This window comes from Rhodococcus sp. ABRD24 (assembly GCF_004328705.1).
In the GTDB taxonomy this organism is placed as follows: domain Bacteria; phylum Actinomycetota; class Actinomycetes; order Mycobacteriales; family Mycobacteriaceae; genus Prescottella.
Genome location: NZ_CP035319.1, coordinates 3,673,898 through 3,691,871, shown reverse-complemented (window position 1 = coordinate 3,691,871; position 17,974 = coordinate 3,673,898). Strand labels below are relative to the sequence as shown.

The 17,974-nt window shown below is 63.8% G+C and carries 15 protein-coding genes and 1 pseudogene; 5 read left to right on the top strand and 11 right to left on the bottom strand.

Features of this window, described 5'->3' with window-relative positions:
• Positions 1-67: 67 nt before the first annotated feature.
• Positions 68-1,252: a pyridoxal phosphate-dependent aminotransferase gene (locus tag ERC79_RS16355; RefSeq protein ID WP_131579493.1), complete on the top strand. Its 1,185-nt coding sequence runs from the start codon at positions 68-70 to the stop codon at positions 1,250-1,252.
• Positions 1,249-2,265: an AraC family transcriptional regulator gene (locus ERC79_RS16350; protein ID WP_131579492.1), complete on the top strand. Its 1,017-nt coding sequence runs from the start codon at positions 1,249-1,251 to the stop codon at positions 2,263-2,265. Before ERC79_RS16355 ends, ERC79_RS16350 begins: the two co-directional genes overlap by 4 nt.
• Here ERC79_RS16350 and ERC79_RS16345 read toward each other — a convergent pair.
• Positions 2,262-2,870 (bottom strand): TetR/AcrR family transcriptional regulator, encoded by a 609-nt coding sequence (locus ERC79_RS16345; protein ID WP_131579491.1) that lies wholly within the window; start codon positions 2,868-2,870, stop codon positions 2,262-2,264. The genes ERC79_RS16350 and ERC79_RS16345 overlap by 4 nt on opposite strands.
• Before the next feature lie 248 nt (positions 2,871-3,118).
• On the opposite strand from ERC79_RS16345, the gene ERC79_RS16340 reads away from it, so the two are divergent.
• Positions 3,119-4,225: an alpha/beta hydrolase gene (locus tag ERC79_RS16340; protein WP_131579490.1), complete on the top strand. Its 1,107-nt coding sequence runs from the start codon at positions 3,119-3,121 to the stop codon at positions 4,223-4,225.
• 18 nt (positions 4,226-4,243) lie between these two features.
• Here the strand turns inward: ERC79_RS16340 and ERC79_RS16335 are convergent, their stop codons facing one another.
• The 4 genes from ERC79_RS16335 to ERC79_RS16320 all read right to left on the bottom strand — a co-directional run bounded on the left by ERC79_RS16335 (position 4,244) and on the right by ERC79_RS16320 (position 9,078).
• Complete coding sequence (locus ERC79_RS16335; RefSeq protein WP_131579489.1) at positions 4,244-4,669, bottom strand: VOC family protein; 426 nt, start codon at positions 4,667-4,669, stop codon at positions 4,244-4,246.
• Between the two features lie 42 nt (positions 4,670-4,711).
• Entirely contained in the window at positions 4,712-5,743 is a 1,032-nt protein-coding gene (locus ERC79_RS16330; protein ID WP_131581230.1) for a zinc-binding dehydrogenase, read from the bottom strand.
• Between the two features lie 135 nt (positions 5,744-5,878).
• Positions 5,879-7,702: a BCCT family transporter gene (locus ERC79_RS16325; RefSeq protein ID WP_131581228.1), complete on the bottom strand. Its 1,824-nt coding sequence runs from the start codon at positions 7,700-7,702 to the stop codon at positions 5,879-5,881.
• A gap of 302 nt (positions 7,703-8,004) precedes the next feature.
• The gene (locus ERC79_RS16320) at positions 8,005-9,078 is read right to left on the bottom strand and encodes a 3-deoxy-7-phosphoheptulonate synthase (protein WP_131579488.1); all 1,074 of its coding nucleotides are present in this window, start codon (positions 9,076-9,078) and stop codon (positions 8,005-8,007) included.
• A 1,060-nt stretch (positions 9,079-10,138) separates the two neighbouring features.
• Here ERC79_RS16320 and ERC79_RS23560 point away from each other — a divergent pair.
• Together ERC79_RS23560 and ERC79_RS23555 are read left to right on the top strand one after the other, a co-directional pair.
• Positions 10,139-10,369 carry a hypothetical protein gene (locus ERC79_RS23560; protein ID WP_242676599.1) on the top strand — a complete coding sequence of 77 codons (231 nt, stop codon included), beginning with the start codon at positions 10,139-10,141 and terminating at the stop codon, positions 10,367-10,369.
• Positions 10,370-10,400: 31 nt separating this feature from the next.
• Positions 10,401-11,206: pseudogene (locus tag ERC79_RS23555) on the top strand (transposase); the annotation flags it as partial.
• 270 nt (positions 11,207-11,476) lie between these two features.
• On the opposite strand, the gene ERC79_RS16315 reads toward ERC79_RS23555, so the two are convergent.
• From ERC79_RS16315 to ERC79_RS16290, 6 genes are all read right to left on the bottom strand, one after another.
• A complete protein-coding gene (locus ERC79_RS16315; RefSeq protein WP_242676898.1) occupies positions 11,477-12,994 on the bottom strand; it encodes an AMP-binding protein in 1,518 nt (505 codons plus the stop codon).
• Between the two features lie 54 nt (positions 12,995-13,048).
• The gene (locus ERC79_RS16310; RefSeq protein WP_131579486.1) at positions 13,049-14,302 is read right to left on the bottom strand and encodes an FAD-dependent oxidoreductase; all 1,254 of its coding nucleotides are present in this window, start codon (positions 14,300-14,302) and stop codon (positions 13,049-13,051) included.
• Positions 14,299-14,622, bottom strand: a complete 324-nt coding sequence (locus ERC79_RS16305) for a 2Fe-2S iron-sulfur cluster-binding protein (protein WP_131579485.1) — start codon at positions 14,620-14,622, stop codon at positions 14,299-14,301. The genes ERC79_RS16310 and ERC79_RS16305 overlap by 4 nt, the downstream gene beginning before the upstream one ends.
• A gap of 4 nt (positions 14,623-14,626) precedes the next feature.
• Complete coding sequence (locus ERC79_RS16300) at positions 14,627-15,061, bottom strand: hotdog fold thioesterase (RefSeq protein WP_131579484.1); 435 nt, start codon at positions 15,059-15,061, stop codon at positions 14,627-14,629.
• Positions 15,058-16,248: a cytochrome P450 gene (locus tag ERC79_RS16295; protein WP_165497149.1), complete on the bottom strand. Its 1,191-nt coding sequence runs from the start codon at positions 16,246-16,248 to the stop codon at positions 15,058-15,060. The genes ERC79_RS16300 and ERC79_RS16295 overlap by 4 nt, the downstream gene beginning before the upstream one ends.
• A gap of 84 nt (positions 16,249-16,332) precedes the next feature.
• Positions 16,333-17,616 carry a thiolase family protein gene (locus ERC79_RS16290; RefSeq protein ID WP_131579482.1) on the bottom strand — a complete coding sequence of 428 codons (1,284 nt, stop codon included), beginning with the start codon at positions 17,614-17,616 and terminating at the stop codon, positions 16,333-16,335.
• Positions 17,617-17,974 lie beyond the last annotated feature (358 nt).

Sequence of the window (17,974 nt, the reverse complement as noted above, 5' to 3'; positions counted from 1 at the left end):
ACACAGCACCGCCCAACGTGACACGGCCGAGTTCGGTCGATGCCGCAGTGGTCGCTACGCTGGATAAATGCCCGCAGCGCCGCGATCCCGCACCGTCCAGCGACTGCAACCGTTCGCGTCCACGATCTTCGCCGAGATGACCGCGCTCGCCACCGAGCACGACGCCGTCAACCTCGGCCAGGGCTACCCCGACACCGACGGTCCGGCGTCGATGCTCGAGACCGCACGCCGTGCCATCGCGGAGGGACTCAACCAGTACCCGCCGGGACCTGGCATGCCGGTGCTGCGCCGGGCGATCGCCACCGATCGCGCCGCTCGCTACGGCATCGAGCACGACCCGGAGCGGGAGGTCCTGGTTACTGTCGGCGCGACCGAGGCGATCAGCGCTGCGATCCTCGGTCTCGTCGAGCCCGGCGAGGAGGTGGTACTGATCGAGCCGTATTACGACTCGTACGCGGCCGCCGTCGCACTCGCCGGAGCGGTCCGGCGGGCCGTGCCGATGGTGCGCGCCGGCGACGCATACACGCTCGACCTCGACGCTCTGCGCGCCGCGATCACCCCGAACACCCGCATGCTCGTGATCAACTCGCCCCACAACCCGACCGGTACCGTGTTCACCGCGGCCGAGCTCACCGCCGTGGCCGGGCTGGCATGCGAACACGATCTTCTGGTCCTCAGCGACGAGGTGTACGAGCACCTGGTTTTCGACGGGCGCGCACACACCCCGATGGCGGCGCGGCCCGGGATGTACGAGCGCACCGTCACCGTCTCGAGCGCCGCAAAGACGTTCAACGTCACCGGATGGAAGACGGGCTGGGCGTGTGGGCCGGCCGAGCTGATCGACGGTGTCCGCGCCGCCAAGCAGTTCATGTCGTTCGTCGCCGGAGGCCCCTTCCAGCCCGCGGTCGCGCACGCGCTCACCCACGAGCAGGCATGGGTCACGGAAATGCGGGATGCGTTGCAGCGCAAGCGCGACCTGCTCGCCGCGGCACTGCGGGACGCCGGGTTCGGCGTGTACTCCGGGGGCGGCACATACTTCCTGTGTGCCGACATCACCGGATTCGGCACCCGAGACGGCATCGAGTTCTGCCGAACTCTGCCGCAGCGAGTGGGGGTAGCAGCCGTGCCGATCAGCGTCTTCACTGATCACCCGGGCCAGTGGAATCACCTGGTCCGTTTCGCCTTCTGCAAGAGAGACGAGGTGTTGTCGGAGGCAGTCTCGCGCCTGCACCGGCTGGAGGTCTCGCAGTGAGCCTGGCTACCATCCCCTCGGACTTCGTCCGCCGCGCGCTGCTCCTCGCCGAGGCCACGGGCGCCGACCTGTCCGGCACCTTCGCGGCCGCCGGCATCGACACCGCCGTACTCGACGATCCCCGCGCCCGCCTCACCCCGACGCAAGTCACCGCCTTCACCCAGGCCACGTGGCAACTCACCGGCGACGAACTCTTCGGCCTGAGTGCGACGCCGGTTCCACGTGGCACATTCCGGCTGATCTGTCTGGCGTTGATCCACCGGCCGGATCTCGGCAGCGCCCTCGAACGCATGGCGGACGTGGTTCGTGCGCTGCCGGTCCCGCCGTTGGCGTTCGTGCCCGGCGAGGACTCCACCCGCCTCGAGGTACGGGTCGACATCCGGGACGACGACTATTCACCACAGTTTGCCGATGAGGCTTTCCGTCTCGTCACGGACTTCGAACTGATTCTGCTGCACCGGTTTGCGGCCTGGCTGGTGGGCCGCCGTGTCAAGCTCCGCTCGGTGCGGATCCCTTATCCGGAGCCCGAACCGCAATTCGCGAAGCACTACGACAGCATCTTCGGCGTCCCGGTCACCTTCGACGCGGACGTCGCGTCGCTCGAGTTCGACAACGCGATCCTTCGGGCACCGATCATCCAGACCGAACAGACCCTCTCCGAGTACCTCCGCGAATCGCCCAACCTTCTTCTCTCCGAACGCGACTACGACAGCACAGCGTCCGCGCAGGTGCGCCGCGTGCTGGAGTTGGGTGTTCGGGGCCGCACCTGTACGGCCGAAGACATCGCGGAGATGCTCTCCATCAGCGTTCCGCATCTTCGGCGGCTCCTCCGCCAGGAGGGCACTTCCCTCAACACTCTGCGGGAGGAGGTACTGCGGGATGCGGCTGTCGCGGCGCTCGGCCGGGGCGAGCCGGTGGACGAACTGTCAGCGCGCCTGGGGTTCTCCGAACCGAGCGCCTTCCGGCGCGCCTTCAAACGTTGGACGGGCTCGACGCCGGGCACGTATCGTTAGTCCACTGCCGCCTGCACGACGGCCAATCGAGCGAGTATCGCCGTGAACGACTCGATTGCGGCCACCACCTCGTCGGTGCGACGGTCCGCAAGCCAGCCGAGGATCAGCCCGTCGATCACCGTGGCCACCATCCTGCTGATCACCGGAATCGGTACGGACCATTCGATTTCCGCTGTCTCGGCGAGGCTGGCGAGGAAGGTGCCGGTGGCGGCGAAGTACTCTCGGTATTGCCACTCGGCGAGGTCACTGCGGTTCGGCTCCCGTAGCGCGCCGACAGTGAGTTCGTAGAACACCAAGTGTCTTTCGGGCTGGGCGTTCACCGTCTCCCACAGCACCGTCAACCCGTCGCGTAGCGATTCCTCGACGTCCGCCCCCGGCTTCAGGCTCGCCAGGGCGGTCTGCACCATGCCCCCCACCACCTCCCGGGTGAGCGCGCGCAACAGTTCCTCTTTCGAGCTGAAGCAGTAGTGGAAGACGCTCTGTTGCACGCCGGCTTCGGCACAGATGGCCCGCGTGGTCGCGGCCGTCAATCCCACGTCGGCAGTGACCCGGATCGCAGCCCGGATCAAGTCCTGCCGCCGCTGTTCCACCGAGATGTACGCCATGTCAGCCTTCCCTGAGAAATTCAAGACGTTGGCGGCAGCGTAGTTCGCCGATCCGCTACAGACCAGGATGAATCGAGGACGGCTCATGAGCGCCGGTAGCCGACGCATTCCACCCACCGATTCAAGTTGGTCGATTGACAGCCTCGCCGAGTATGTCTACGGTCACGAAATCCACCGGCCATGTCCCGCTTCGCCCGAACAGGAAACGCGACACCGTGGGCAGGGATTCGACCAGAGGACGGACTTTCATGGGGACGAAGCTCGACGCAGCACTCGAATCAACCGTCCGCACCGCGGCCACGATCGCCGGTTCGCTGCCCGGCTCACTTCAACGCCTCCTCGCCGGCAGGCAGATTCGAGTCGACGGCCAGGAACTGAATACCGAGATCCAGTTGATGCTGCGCATGCTGGCGCTGTTGCCCGACTCGGATTTCGAACAGCTTCCACTCGAACAGTCGCGCGCCCAGATCGATATGGAGGCAAGGCTTGTCGGGGGACGGCCGATCCCGATGCAGTCGGTCCAGGACATCACCCTCCCCGGACCCGCGGGCGAAATCCCCGCCCGGCTGTACCGGCCGAGGGGTCTTCCGCCGGCCGCACCGCTGCTCATGTACTTCCACGGCGGCGGGTTCGTTCTCGGCAGCCTCGACAGCCACGATCCGCTCTGCCGGTTCCTCGCGCGGCACGCCGAAGTCGCGGTCCTGGCGGTCGACTATCGCCTGGCGCCGGAACACGCCTTCCCCGCCGCCGCGGACGACGCCGTGGCCGCCTTCCGTTTCGCGGTCGACAATGCCGCCGAGCTGGACATCGACCCCGCCCGCGTGGCCGTGGCCGGGGACAGTGCCGGCGGCAACCTCGCGGCGGTGGTCTCGCAGGTCACCCGCGCCGCGGGACCACGGCCCGCCTTCCAGATGCTGTTCTTCCCGTGGCTCGACATGACTGCCAAGAGGCCGTCGTACGAGCTGTTCAGCGAGGACTTCTTCCTCACCGAGGCCCAGATAGACTGGTACACAGCCCACTACGCGCCCACGGCCGAGCAGCGCACCGATCCCCGTGCCTCGCCGATCCTCACGAAGGACCTCTCGGGGCTGCCTCCCGCATACGTCGCGCTGTCCGGCTTCGACGTGCTCCGTGACGAGGGCCTCGAGTACGCCGAACGCCTGCGCGCCGCGGGGGTTCCGACGACGCTGCGCGTGCACAGCGGGTTGGTCCACGCGTTCGTCAATCTCACCGGGTACGGCCGCGCCGGCATCGACGCACTGTTCGAGGCCGCCGGTGCCCTTCGGGTGGGCCTGTCGTTCGCCGTCATGGCCTCTCGCGCTGCGGCACCGGAAACCGCGGCCGCAGCAGACTGACGAACACGCGGACCCGGTTCAGCCGACGCAGAACTCGTTGCCCTCCGGATCGGCCATCGTGATCCAGACGCTGGGCCCCTGCTGCCCACGGTGGAGAATCGACGCGCCGTCGGCGGCCAGTTCCTCAGCCACCTCCTCGCGCCGGTCTCCCACCCGTAGGTCCAGATGGAGCCGATTCTTGACCGACTTGCCCTCCGGCACCAACTGGAACAGTATGCGGGGCTGCTGCGGATGCTCGGGGTCGCTGATGGCCGCGCCCTCACGCCACACCAGCACACCCTCGAAGACGAGCGTGTCCGACTCGCGGGCGTGACCAGCGGCAACGAGTCCGCGGATGAACTGCTCATCGCTCGGCTCGACCTGCCAGCCGAGCGCCCTGGCCCACCACTTGGCCTGCGCGTGCGGGTTCGCCGAATCCACTGTCACCTGAATCTCATATCCCATGTGCAGACGCTAGCCCCGGGGTCCGACAGGTTCCGCGCGCTACTACGGCTGCACCAGGATCCGGATCGGGTTGCCCTCGTGATTGTGCAGCTTCTCGATGCCCTTCGCGATGTCCTCGAGTGGAATGATCTCGCTGACCGATCGCGAAAGGTCCAGCCGTCCCCGCGACACCAGTTCGGTGAGGGTTTCGATATCGACGTTCTGGTAGCCCAGATGGCCCACGGCGTGCTTCTTCGACAGCACCAGCGACGCGGTGGACCCCAGCGAGACGTCCTGGCCGCTCATCCCGACCACCACGAGCCGCCCCCCGATGTCCAGGCAGCTCAGCGCCTGTTCCGAGGTGACCTTCAAACCCGCGGCGTCGAACGCGACATCGAGCATTCTGCCGTCGGTGGCCTCCGCCACCTTCTCCCGCAGGTTCTCGTCGCGGGAATCGAAGGCGTAGTCGGCGCCGAGCTCGAGCGCACGCTCGCGCACAGCGGGATTGATGTCGAACGCAATGATCGGGACCGCGCCCACCAGACGCGCCAGCTGCACGATGTGGGTGCCGATCCCGCCGACACCCCACACGCCGACCGACTCGCCCACCACCACCTGGCCGGTGCGCACCACCGCGCCGAAAGGGGTGGACACTGCGTCGGCAAGCAGCGCGGCCTGCTCGAGCGGGACGTTGTCGGGAACCCTGGTCAGCCCGCCCGCCTGCGCGACCGTGTATTCGGCCCACGCGCCGTCGTACGCAAAGGCCATCAACTGAATGTTCAGGCAGTTGGTGAAGTCGCCACGACGACAGTTGCGGCACTTCATGTCCGGCCGTCCTGCCGACGGGATCACCCGGTCGCCGACCTTCCACCCGGTGACACCTGGGCCCAGCGCGGCAATCGTGCCGGACGATTCGTGCCCTTGGGTCACCACCGGCAGCAACGCCGGGAAGGTCCCGTCGAGCAGGCTCAGATCGGAGTGGCAGATCCCGCAGAACGCGACCTTCACGAGCACCTCACCCGGCCCGGGCTCGGGAATCGGAACATCTTCCACCACATTGGTTTTCGTATCCGCGTGAAACCTCGCCGCGCGCATCGTCCGATCGTTTTCTGCCACAGTGCATCCCTTCCGAATCACGGACGTGCGGCAGCGAACTCGGCGATGCACGCACTCCGTGGAGTCGACAGTCCCGAACAGCGCTCACCTTACGCCGGTTCCTCCGGGCGTGGGCTACGGCGTTTCGACCCGTGAGGGCTGTCGCAAGTGTCCCTCGGCCGAGTCGGCGAACTCCTGCGTATCGAACACCTCGCCGCCGAGCGGATCGGCGACCCTTGCATCGTCGTCGAGCGTTACCGCACCCGAAGCTGGATCGACGCTCACCGCGCCGGTAGGCACCTCGTGGACGGCGAAGATCCGATGCGGCCCGTCGGCCCCGGAGGCCCGTTCCGGCGTGGACGTCGGCAGACCCGCCAGGGTCGCGGAGAAGCCCGAGCGCCGACCAGGAGCACCGATCGGCTTCCGGTCACTGCCCTCCGCAGAGGTGATCCGAACGTAACGCGGCGACGAGGCGACCTCGTACCTGAACGCTCGGAGCATGGAGACACACGCGAGAACGAGCACCACCGAGAACGGCACCGCAGTGGCGATCGAGGCCGTCTGCAACACGGTCAGCGAACCGCTGCCACCGACGAGCAGCAGCACGGCGGCAACCACTCCCTGGAGCACGGCCCAGTAGACCCGTGTCACCACCGGCGTTCCCATATCGCCGCCCGTCGACAGGATGTCGATGACGAGCGAACCGGAGTCGGCGGAGGTGACGAAGAAGAAGACGACGATCGCAATGGCCAGGACGCTGGTGATCGTCCCGAGCGGCAATCCGCCGAGAAGACTGAACAGACTCGTGTTGGTGTCGACAGCGCCGTCCGCGCCGAGCATGTCGCCGTCGTTGCGCTGACGCAGGATGCCGGAGCCACCGAAGATCGTGAACCACAGCGATCCGACGAGGGTGGGAGCGAGCAGCACCCCGAAGACGAACTCACGAATGGTGCGGCCGCGTGAGATGCGTGCGATGAACATACCGACGAACGGCGCCCAACTCATCCACCAGCCCCAGTAGAAGATGGTCCAGGCGCCGGCCCACCCGTCCTCCGAGAACGGTGACGTCCGCAGCGCCATCTTCGGCAGGGCCTGCACGTAGCCACCGAGGTTCTGCACCCAGGACTGCATGATGAACAGGGTCGGCCCCAGCAGCAGGACGAACACGGCCAGCGCGACCGCGAGCAGCATATTGATGTTCGACAGCCACTTGAGGCCCTTGGACACTCCGGACACCACCGAGAACGTCGCAAGCGCGGTGACCGCGGCAATGAGAACGACGATGAGCCAGTTGTCGACCTCTACCCACCCCAGATACTCGAGACCTGCACTGATCTGCTGGATCCCGAATCCGAGCGACGTCGCCACTCCGAACAGGGTGCCGACGATCGCGATCACGTCGATCGCATGCCCGATCGGACCTTCGATGCGGCGGCGACCCAGAAGCGGCTCGAGCAGCCACCGCACCGACAGCGGACGCCCCTTGCGGAACGTCATGTAGGCCAGACCCAACCCGACGACGACGTAGATGGCCCACGCGTGCAGGCCCCAGTGGAACAGCGTCAGCTCCATTGCCTGGTTTGCGGCAGCGTCCGTCGAGCCCTCGACGCGGCCGGCCTCCGGCGGTGTGACGTAGTGCGAAAGCGGTTCCGCGACACCGTAGAACACCAGACCGATGCCCATGCCGGCGCTGAAGAGCATCGCGAACCAGGACAGGATCGAGAATTCCGGTTCCTCGCCGTCCCGTCCGAGCCGGATGTTCCCGATCCGGCTCATCCCGCAGTACAGCGCGAACACCACGAATCCGGTGGCAACGAGGATGTACCACCAACCGACCCCGTCGGCGATCAACCGATTGAGCGACTCGAACGCACCCTCCGCGGCGCCCGAGTACACCACCGCGAACGCGATCATCGCAAAAATCACGATCGAGGCCGGCACGAACACCGGCTTCTTCATCGCACGCCAAGCATCACGCACATTCACTTCTGTGGACTCCCTTCTGCGCGATCTGCTCGGCACGATCGGCAGAAGGCACTCGATCCAACCTAGGGGCCCACCACGAAACCTGCCCGGCTCGCTCGGCGCACCGGCCACCCTGGACCATCCATATCCACTGGTCCCGCCCACGCAAAGAAGGAATAGTGTCCTACACCACCGGGTACACGACGGGGCCCGGCGACATGTTGGTGAGGGTGAACACACCACCGGACACAGTGGTCACCGAGGCCACGCGAGCATGCGTCACCGCAAGGCGCGCGTCAGCGCCGCGCAGCGACCGCCGCCGCGAGACGGTCGAGCGTCGCCGCGGTGGTGTCCCAGTCGATGCAGGCGTCGGTGATGGACTGGCCGTATGCGAGCTCGTCCGCGCGACCGAGCGTCAGATCCTGACGGCCGGCCTCGATGAAACTCTCGAGCATTACCCCGACGACGCCCTTCTCCCCGGCCTCGATCCGCTCGGCAACGTCGGCGACGACGTCGACCTGCTTGTTGTGGTCCTTGCGGCTGTTGCCGTGGCTCGCGTCGACAACGACGCGCTCCGGCAGACCGGACTTACGCAAGCGGGCGAGAGTGTCCGCGACTGTGGCGGCGTCGTAGTTCGGTCCGTCAGTGCCGCCGCGCAGGATGACATGGCAATCGGGATTGCCGACCGTGTGGATCAGCGCAGCCTGGCCCTCGAGATCGGTCCCGGGGAACACGTGGCTCGCCGCCGCCGCGCGAGTGCCGTCAACCGCCACCTGAACGTCGCCCTCGGTGGAGTTCTTGATGCCGACCGGCATCGACAGGGCGCTGCACAGCTGGCGGTGCACCTGACTGGCCGCGGTTCGCGCACCGATGGCGCCGTAGGTGACCAGATCTGCGATGTACTGGGGAATGATCGGATCGAGGAACTCGCAGCCCACCGGCAGACCCAGACGGGAGATGTCGAGCAGCAGCTTGCGCCCCATCCGCAGGCCGGTGTTGATGTCGTAGGTGCCGTCCAGGTGCGGGTCGTTGAGCAGACCCTTCCAACCCAGCGTCGTGCGCGGCTTCTCGAAGTAGACGCGCATCACGATCTGCAGATCGTCGCGCAGTTCCTCGGCCTTCGCGGCAAGGCGGCGGGCGTAGTCCATCGCGGCCTCGGGATCGTGCACCGAGCACGGTCCCACGACGACGACGAGACGGTCGTCGTCGCCGTTCAGGATGTTGACGGTGTCGGCACGGCCCGAACGCACGGTGGCGGCTGCCACGTCGTCGGGGGTGTACTCGGCGCGTAGGACGGACGGCGCGGCTAGTGGACTGATGCTGACGGTGCGCTGGTCGTCCAGGCGCTGATCGTTCGTGATAACGGTCATGGGGTTCGGTTTCCTGTTCTCAGGCCGACCCTCGAAGACTGAAGAATCCCAGCGAGCCGGTCTGTCATCCGGCTCTGGGGTGGGTTGTCAGCGCGTGGTTACGCCGACCGACCCACCCGGGGCCGGCCTGCTAAACCAGAAATAGGTCGCTGACACGTCTGCCAGGGTAGCGGCTCCCCCATTCGGGCCTGGCACCACCCCCAGGATCGAGACCAGCATCACAGTGCGTGACGAGAAGATCGAGAACCGGCCGGACTTCGCGATCAGCCCGACCGACGCCGTCCGAGCGTCCACGCAGCGAGGGCCGTCGAGTCCTACTGGGCCCGGAACCTCGACGCCAGTGCGTGCCAGACTGATTTTCAGAGCTGATTTAGTCGGCGCCAAGCACGAAAAGCATGCTGACTCAGATTCTCACACACCCGTCGGAGAGTCTCCCGACAGTTCCACAACCGGTCCACCCCAACGCGTATCCGACGCGGGTGGGACCACGCGGCGAAGGAACCGACTCCTGCCTCGCCAAGCCGGCCCGGAACCCGTGTGGTGGGTTTCGCGACTTGTAATTGCCCTCGTCATCGGCGTTCTCATCTCGGCCAGTGGAATCGCGGTCCAACGACATCTCGACCAAGAGCGCGACACGGTCGAGAACCCTAGCTACCGCACAGCATCTCCAATCGGTGCGCCTTGCGAACCTCAACTTCGTACGAGAGCGATCTTCGGATGACAAGACAACGAGCCGACCGTCCAACGGTATGGATCTCACCGACCAGACTCTGTCCGTACTGCATCTGGATGGCACCCATCTTGGTGACGCCACCCTCGAAGGTGCAGCCCTGATGGCAGCGCATCCGACCGGAGCACATCTACGACGCGCACACCTGAGAACAACCAATCTTGCTGGCGCACCCATGGATGGGGTCGATCTGGTCGAGTCGCATTTGGAGGTCTCACGGTCACGGCTCTGCCGGTGACACTCGATCACGCACACCTCGACTCCGCGCACAAGGATGTTCAAGGCAACTGTGATCGACACACAGGTGCCCGATGACGAAGAGGATGACGCTTGGATCCGCGGTCATCGGGGCATCGAGAACCAGCTGCGCTGGGTTCGGGATACACCGTCGACAAAGACCGCTCCAGCATCCGCGTCCGCAGCGCGTCACGGGCCATGGCCACGATCAGAAACACCGCCGTCAGCATCCTGCGCCTGGCCGGCCACACCAGCATCACCATCGCGTTACGGCACCACAGCCGTGACGCACATCGGCCGATCGAGCTACTTCACACGATCTGACATAGAGTTACGCGACTCTCCGAAGCCCTGCGAGAACGCAGCACCGAACCACAAGCGGGACTTAGGGTTCCACCCGATGTGGGCGCACGTCGACCCCGGCGAGGACGGTACAGGGAAGCCCGTAGCGATACTGCTGCGTCCCGGGAACGTGGGCTCGAACACCTCCGCCGATAACACAACAGTGGTCGCGCGACTACCTCACCAAACGCCAGCCGGCGTACTCGATCGGGTTCGACTCACAGACACCACCGCCGCGGCGGTCGAACTGATCCCCGCTGACGCGTGGACCCCCGCCTACGACGCCTGCGGAGACGTCCACGAGGGGGCTTGGGTCGCCGAGCTCACTGGGCTGATCGACCTCGCTACCTGGCCTGGTGGGACGCGGAATATTGCCGGTATGGAACGACCTCACCCCGGCGCGCAACTCTGGTTCACCGACTCAAATGGACTGCGGTTGAGAGCGTTCGCCACGAACCCCCGCCGCAGCCAGCTTCCCGACCTGGAGTTGCGGCATCGTCGATGGGCTCGCCTGGAGGACCGGATCCGCGCCGCCAGAGTCCCCTAAGCACTTCGTGCAGGGTGGCGCCCGCAACCGGCCTGGAGAGCCTGCCGCTGCACGGGTTCGACCAGGACCCGGTCTGGCTTCAGATCGTGCAACTGACCGACGAGTTGCTCGCCTGGGCGCAGTTCCCCGCGTTCGATACCGAGGACACCCGACGATGAGAACCGAAACGACTTCGACTCCGACTGTTCTCCATCGCCGACCGCATCACCCGTCACGCCCGCCGCACCTTGGTCGGGTGTGTACTGGTCAGGCTGGCTTCAGTGGCGAGCTGAGACGGGTCAGTCCTGTGACCAGCACTCCACGTGTGGGGCCCGTGCGGCGAGCGTGGGAGTGTGGGCTAGACAGAAAGAGCACGACAACTTCGGAGCCGTGGATCCCGCCACCACCGACCTCGTCGGCCACCCCGACACCTATACAAGCGAAGCCGCAACCTGGACAACCAATCCGAACCCAACCAGGCCGGCAGGCGGAACTCGCAAAAGAAGAGGCTAGGTTAAGTTATAACCCTGCTGCCGCACCAACCCCCCAGCGTGCCGCGGAATCTACACCAGAACCCGTCGATCACGTTGTGGCCAGTAGGGTTCGCGCAACTTTTTCCGTTGCAACTTGCCCACAGGACTCTTCGGAAGTGTTTCCGATGTGAAGACCACTGCAGTCGGTTTCTTGTAGGAACCGAGCCGCGTGACGCACAACTCAATGATCTCCTTCTCGTCGACCTTTGCTTCGGGGTCGACCACACAGATCGCCAAGGGTGTTTCCCCCCACTTCTCGTGTGGGACCCCTACGACGGCGACTTCCTGCACCGCCGGATGCGAGGCGATAGCATTTTCGAGCTCTGCGGGCCAAATGTTGTAGCCACCCGAGATGATCATGTCGTCTTTGCGATCCAGAACGTATAGGAATCCATTCTGATCCAAGGTTCCGATATCGCCAGTGAGAACCCAGCCGTCTACCACTTTCTGATGTGTCAGTTCATCGTCATCCCAGTATCCGTCCATTTGCCCGTCGCAGCGGATTGCAATTTCGCCCTCTTCGCCGGTAGGCAGAGGTGTCCCTTGAGGATCTCGGATTTCCAGTTCTGCAAATGGCAGGGGCCGACCAGCCGATCGCAGTGGGTTGGACCCGGGTATGGTACCGAACCAGTCATTAGGTCCCATGAAGGTGGCTGGGAGCGCTTCGGTTTGGCCGTACAGTTGATGCAGCACCGGCCCGAACGCCTGGCAACCGTCGATGGCGGTACGATCCGTGATTGGGGCGCCAGCAATCAGAATAGCCTTCAGCTTCGGGAAATTCTCGGGGTGCACTCCCCGCCGGGACGCCAGCATGGAAAGCAAAGTAGGCACCGCGAACATATAGTTGACCTCGAGTTTTCGCATGATCTCGAGAACTGCGTCCGGGTTCACTTCCTCCACGAGAATGTTGCAGGCACCTTGAAGCCACATGGGAGTGTATAGATAGCCAGAACCGTGCGAGATGGGCCCCACATGTAGGCAAGAGTCGCCGGCGGCAATAGGCGGAAGAGCGTAGGTCCAATCGCGACATGCAGCGAGCCACGTGCGGTGCGTATTCGCGACGCCTTTGGCACGTCCGGTTGTTCCACCGGTATGCCGAATAATATAGAGGTCCTCAGAGCCGAGGGGAACATCTGGATCGATTGCAGTCTGGCTAGCCAGCCAATCCTCGTATTTTTCGTCCCGTAGCAGAATGTGATCGAGATCGTCGATCGCGTCTTCGAGGCCTTTGACCAGTTCGTAGTACTTCGGAGAGACCACCAGGGCGCGGCACTGAGTATGACGCAGATTGTGCATGTGTGCTTCACGGCTGTCCCGAGCGTAAAGCGGTACTCGGACAAGTCCAGCAATCGTAGTTCCGGCAAAGAAATCTTGTGCCTCGAGTGTGTTGTCCTCCAAGACAGCTACTCGATCGCCTGGACGAAGCCCTAGATCGAGTAGGCCGTTGGCCATCCGTAGGCCGCGGTCCCATGCCTCTGTGTAGCTAAGTTGCCGATCTCCACTGATGACCGCAACTTGATCGGAATAGTTCAACGCAGCTCGCCGCATCAGAGTTCGTACGTCCACGAAGGTTCCTTTCAACAGGCAGATTATGGAAGGGATTCAGAGAATGAGCGCAGGCTCCGCCAGGAGATCCTTGAGACGACGGCTCGGATCGGAGGCCTGATCGGCCGGAATATTCTTTCCGCTTTCGAGAGCTTTTCGGGCAGCAATGAAGTCGGCCGAACAATTGATCGAGGTGAGTCCGGTCAGCCGCTGATCGCGGTAATGTAATATTGAGAATTTCTCATCAGCGGGATCACCGCGCAGTACGTGGCTGTCAGCGCAATCGAAAGTCCCAACCATCTGCAGTTTTATGGCCCCCTGGTCGGACCAGAACCAAGGTACCGATCCGTAATGGTCGACCATCCCGAGGAGCGATGCTGCCGCGACGCGTCCCTGGCAGACGGCATTGTTGACCGATTCCAATCGGACCAGTTGATGAGGCGCCATCGGGTGCGGTGCTCGCGTGCAGTCGCCGGCGGCGACGATACGAGGGTTACTGGTACGGCAGCGACTGTCGACCAAGACACCCTGGTCACACCGAATCAGCAACCTCTCGGCAAGCCCAGTTCGCGGTACGGCGCCGACACCCACCAGGACAAGGTCGGCTGCCAAGATTCGTCCATCGGCGAGAGCGACCCCTGTGACACGGTCTTCGCCGAGGAAGTGGCTGACTGCGGCGCCCAGCAGAACTCTGGTGCCGCGTCGCTGGTGGGCAGTGCGGTAAAAGTCGCCGACTACAGACGGAACTGCCCGGGCAACAAGCCTGTCAGTCGCCTCGACAATAGTCACTTGCTTGCCAGCTGATTGCGCAAACGCAGCTCCCTCGAGCCCGATGAAGCCTCCACCAATGACAACGACGCGTTGGGCGGCGGGCAATAGGGCCTTGAGCCGGACGGCATCGTCTAGCCCACGCAGGTAGCAAATCCCGGGCAGGGAGCATCCTGGGACTTCCAGCTGGCGCGCGGATGCTCCAGTAGCAATTGCCAAGTGCTCGAAGGGAAGCGCAACGCCCGAACTGGTAACCGCAGTTCCACTCCCGCTGCAAACGTCGGCGAGCGTGACGTCGGCGAGGTGATCGTCCGTCAAGACGGTAATGGACCGCTCACGGTAGTATCGCTCAGCACGCAGCGCCAGAGTGTCCGCAGCTGCGAAGCCGGTGAGGAATGTCTTGGACAGCGGTGGTCGCTGATAGGGAAGGTAACGCTCGTCGCTGACTAACGTTATTGGTTTGTCGTAGCCGAGGTCACGGAGTGAACTAGCGACTTGGACGCCGGCGTGGCCGGCTCCGACTATCAGCGCCCCGACAGTCACCGTTGCTCCGTGGGAGTGCGCACGATCAGTCCGTCGAGCAGATCGCTTACCCGGATCTGGCAGGCCAACCGACTGGACGGGCTTCGCTCGGCGGCGACGCCGTCAAGCATCTCATCCTCGAGATCCGATACAGGGGGGAGGTTCCGTCCGGAAACGTAATCGATATAGACGTGGCAGGTCGAGCATGCCGCCGCGCCACCACACTCGCCGACGATACCGGAGACCCCGTTCTGTACTGCGGCCTCCATGATGGAGCTACCTGCAGCCCCGTCGACAGTCTCCTGTGAACCGGTCGGTGCAATGAAGATAATACGAGGCATTTCTCTACTCCTTTTCAGAGAGATCGGTGGCAGTCTTGAATCTTGCCGTGGCCCGAAACTCGGCAACGAGCCGATTGTCGCCGCCCCGAATGGACACGTCATAGATTCCGTTTCTCCCGTGCCGGTGTTTCAGACAGGCCTGTGCCGATAGCGTCTCGCCCAAGGTTGCACCGGATATGAAGTTCATTTGGGCATATGCCGATACAGCAACGAGCCCGTGGGAGTTGGCTGCGCAGCCGAACGTCGCGTCGGCCAGAAAAAGTAGCCAGCCTCCGTGACACCGGCCGTATCCGTTGAGCATGCGTTCGGACACCGTCATCGTCACGGTCGCAGTCCCAACCTCACAGTTACGCAAGCTCAGTCCAGCGTCCGCAAAGGCACGGTCACGGGTGAGCATGTCGCGCGTCGAGACGGGGATCACGGTGTCAGTCGTGTTCATGATGCGCCGGGGTTCACGACCGGCAGCGACTTCACGGCACGTACCAGAATCTGCTTCTCCCAGACGAGTGGCTCGTCGCACGCGCGCAGGTGCGGAAGCCTGCGCAGCACGGCAGGCAGCGCAATCCGCGACTCAAGCCGTGCCAGCGAGCTACCGAGGCAATGGTGCGGCCCCTGCCCGAAGCTGATGTGAGGGGTCCCGGTGCGCGTCAGATCGAGCAGGTGCGGATCGGCGAATACTCCAGGATCTCGGTTGGCGGCTGCGACGGCGAGAAACACGGTTTGGCCGGCCTGTAAGTCTTGTCCGCAGCGCTCATGGGTGCGCGCGACGCTACGAACCATGACCTTGACCGGCCCGTCGTACCGGAGTAGTTCGTCGACAGCCGTACCCACCATGTCGGGTGTTGTCCGCAGCGCATCGGCCTGATCGGAGTGACGCAACAAGCTGAGCATTGCATTAGTGAGGAAGTTGGTAGTGGTCTCGTGCCCGGCGAAGAGCATCAGTGTGCTTGCGCCGAGGACCTCGAGGTTGGTCAACCCGACCGCTGGATCCTCGGACTGAGCGAGGACCAGCGCGCTGAGCAAATCGTCGCCTGGTTCCGCCTTACGTTTGGCGACCAGCCAGCTAAAGTAGTCAACAAAGTTCGCAGCACCCTGTGCGGCCAATCGGTCCTGGTCGGGATTTCGAGATTCTCCGAACACGATGGTGGCGAGGCCTGCAGACCAATCGCGGAAGCGTTCGCGGTCAGCAGACGGAATATCGAGGAGCGCAGAGATCACGATCGCGGGCAGAGGGAAGGCGAACATCTCTTTGAAGTCGAACTCCCGCAGCGGAGTCAAGTCATCGAGAAGTGCTTCTACGATGCCTTCGATCTTCGGTTGCAGCCCTTGGATCATTCTCGGCGTAAACGCTCGTCGGACGGGTTCTCGGAGCAACATGTGGCGCGGTGCGTCATGAAAGACCATCCAGCCCCGCAAAATGTCAAAGGCTTCCGCGAGGACTTCACTTCGGTCGAGGGGAAGGCGATCGTAGAGAGGGGTAAGCCGGTCGGAAGACAAGGTCTCGGTGTCGCGGAACGCCTCGACCACGTCGTGGTACCTGGTGATCAACCAGGCCCTGTGCGCCTGACTCCAGACGACTCCGCCTCGCTCAGCCACATCTGCGAAGTAGGTGTGCGGGTCGCTCACCGCGCCATTGGCGAGTAGATCGACATCATCGGTAGCAGTACTCGATGTCGTACGGTAATCGGTCATCGTGTTCGACTCCTTGGATTAGTAGCTGGGGCGCTCGAGGACAGTGACTGCACAGACCGCTTCTTCAAGCCCCAGAACACCGCCCCCGTTCTCTGCCACAGCGATTCGCGCCCCTTCGACCTGTCTCTCGGCTGCTTCACCCCGAAGCTGGACGACGAGTTCATTGATCATCGACAGTCCGGTGACACCGACCGGGTGGCCTTTGGAGACCAGCCCACCCGAAGTATTCGTAGGAACGATCCCACCCGGTCCGGTGGCGCCGTCCGCGACAAACGGGCCTCCCTGACCCTGTTCGCACAGTCCGAGCATCTCGACTTGCAGAATCTCTCCAAACGACGTTGCATCGTGCACCTCGGCGACATCGATATCTCCAGGTGTAATGTCAGCGACTGCGTAGGCCTTACGCGCGGCCTCGTAGGATAGTGTTGGCTCGCCACTTCCGCGGCGGTACGTTCCTCCTGACGCGGCGAACCCCTTGATTCGAACCGCGCGTTCCCGAATCGCGGCATCCTGGCCGGCGAGCCAGTCACCAGATACGACAAGCGCCGCAGCAGCACCGTCGCTGATCGGTGCGCACATCGCTCGGGTCAACGGAGCGCTGACGAGCCGATCATCGAGAACCTGCTGCGGGGTCATTGGGAAGCGGTACTGTGCAAAGGGATTCTCTGAACCATAGGTGTGATTCTTGGCGGCTCCCGCTGCAATCTGCGCCACCGTAGTTCCGTATCTGTGCATGTGCGCAAGCGCCTGCAGCGCATAGGTATCCATGAACAGGCTTCGGTCGGGGGCAGGCGCGAACTCCTGCCCGATCTCAGCGGCCGCTCTAGTGTAAGAACCGAGGAAGCGCTCATAGGTCAGTTGATCCGTAGCACCGTCGAATTGCGCGAACATACGTTGGCGAGCGGTGTCGTCAACACCAGCATTCGGTAGCACAACCTTCTCGACCGCCAAGGCCAGCGACACATCGACATGGCCACACATGACCTCACGTGCAGCACCGTGAACGGTGAATGATCCTGTTGCACAGGCCGCTTCGACATTCGTAACCGGCATGCGCTGTGGCAACACGCCTGCATCCATCAGTTCCACGAGCACCATCTGCCCGCGAACATTGTTCTGACCATGGGTCCCGAGGAAGCAGTTGCCGAACCAGGCTGACTCCACCTCCCCCATCACCTGCACGCCCAACCCCGAGTCCTCCACAAGGGAGTCGACCGCTCGCCCCGCTAGTTCACGGAATGACACGTCGAGGTAACGGCCGAAGGGAAGTGTGGAGATTCCCACTAGAAATGCGTCACGCACGAAAGCCCTCCAGTCATCGTCGGCATGCAGCGATAATACGACAGGATGCTTGCGTTCGCAATGCAGGTGTCCCTCATCGTGTTCCGCGCTTCCAAATTTCAGCGGTTGACGAAGCCGCAGGGGGCGATCCGAAGCGCCGCGAACCGAGAGGATTAGGCCAGCGAATCTGACGTCGAACAGCGCAAATACGCGCGATTCGGGCTTCGTCCATTCACCCCTAGTCCTGCCCGTTGTCGAGCGTCAGCAACTGGTTCGACCGAAGCACTGGAACCATCCGAGAAGGTTTGTCGTACCAGTTGCGATCGCCACAACAGGTGTCCCCCTTCATGCATGCGTCGGCCCCGATCTCGCATCAGAT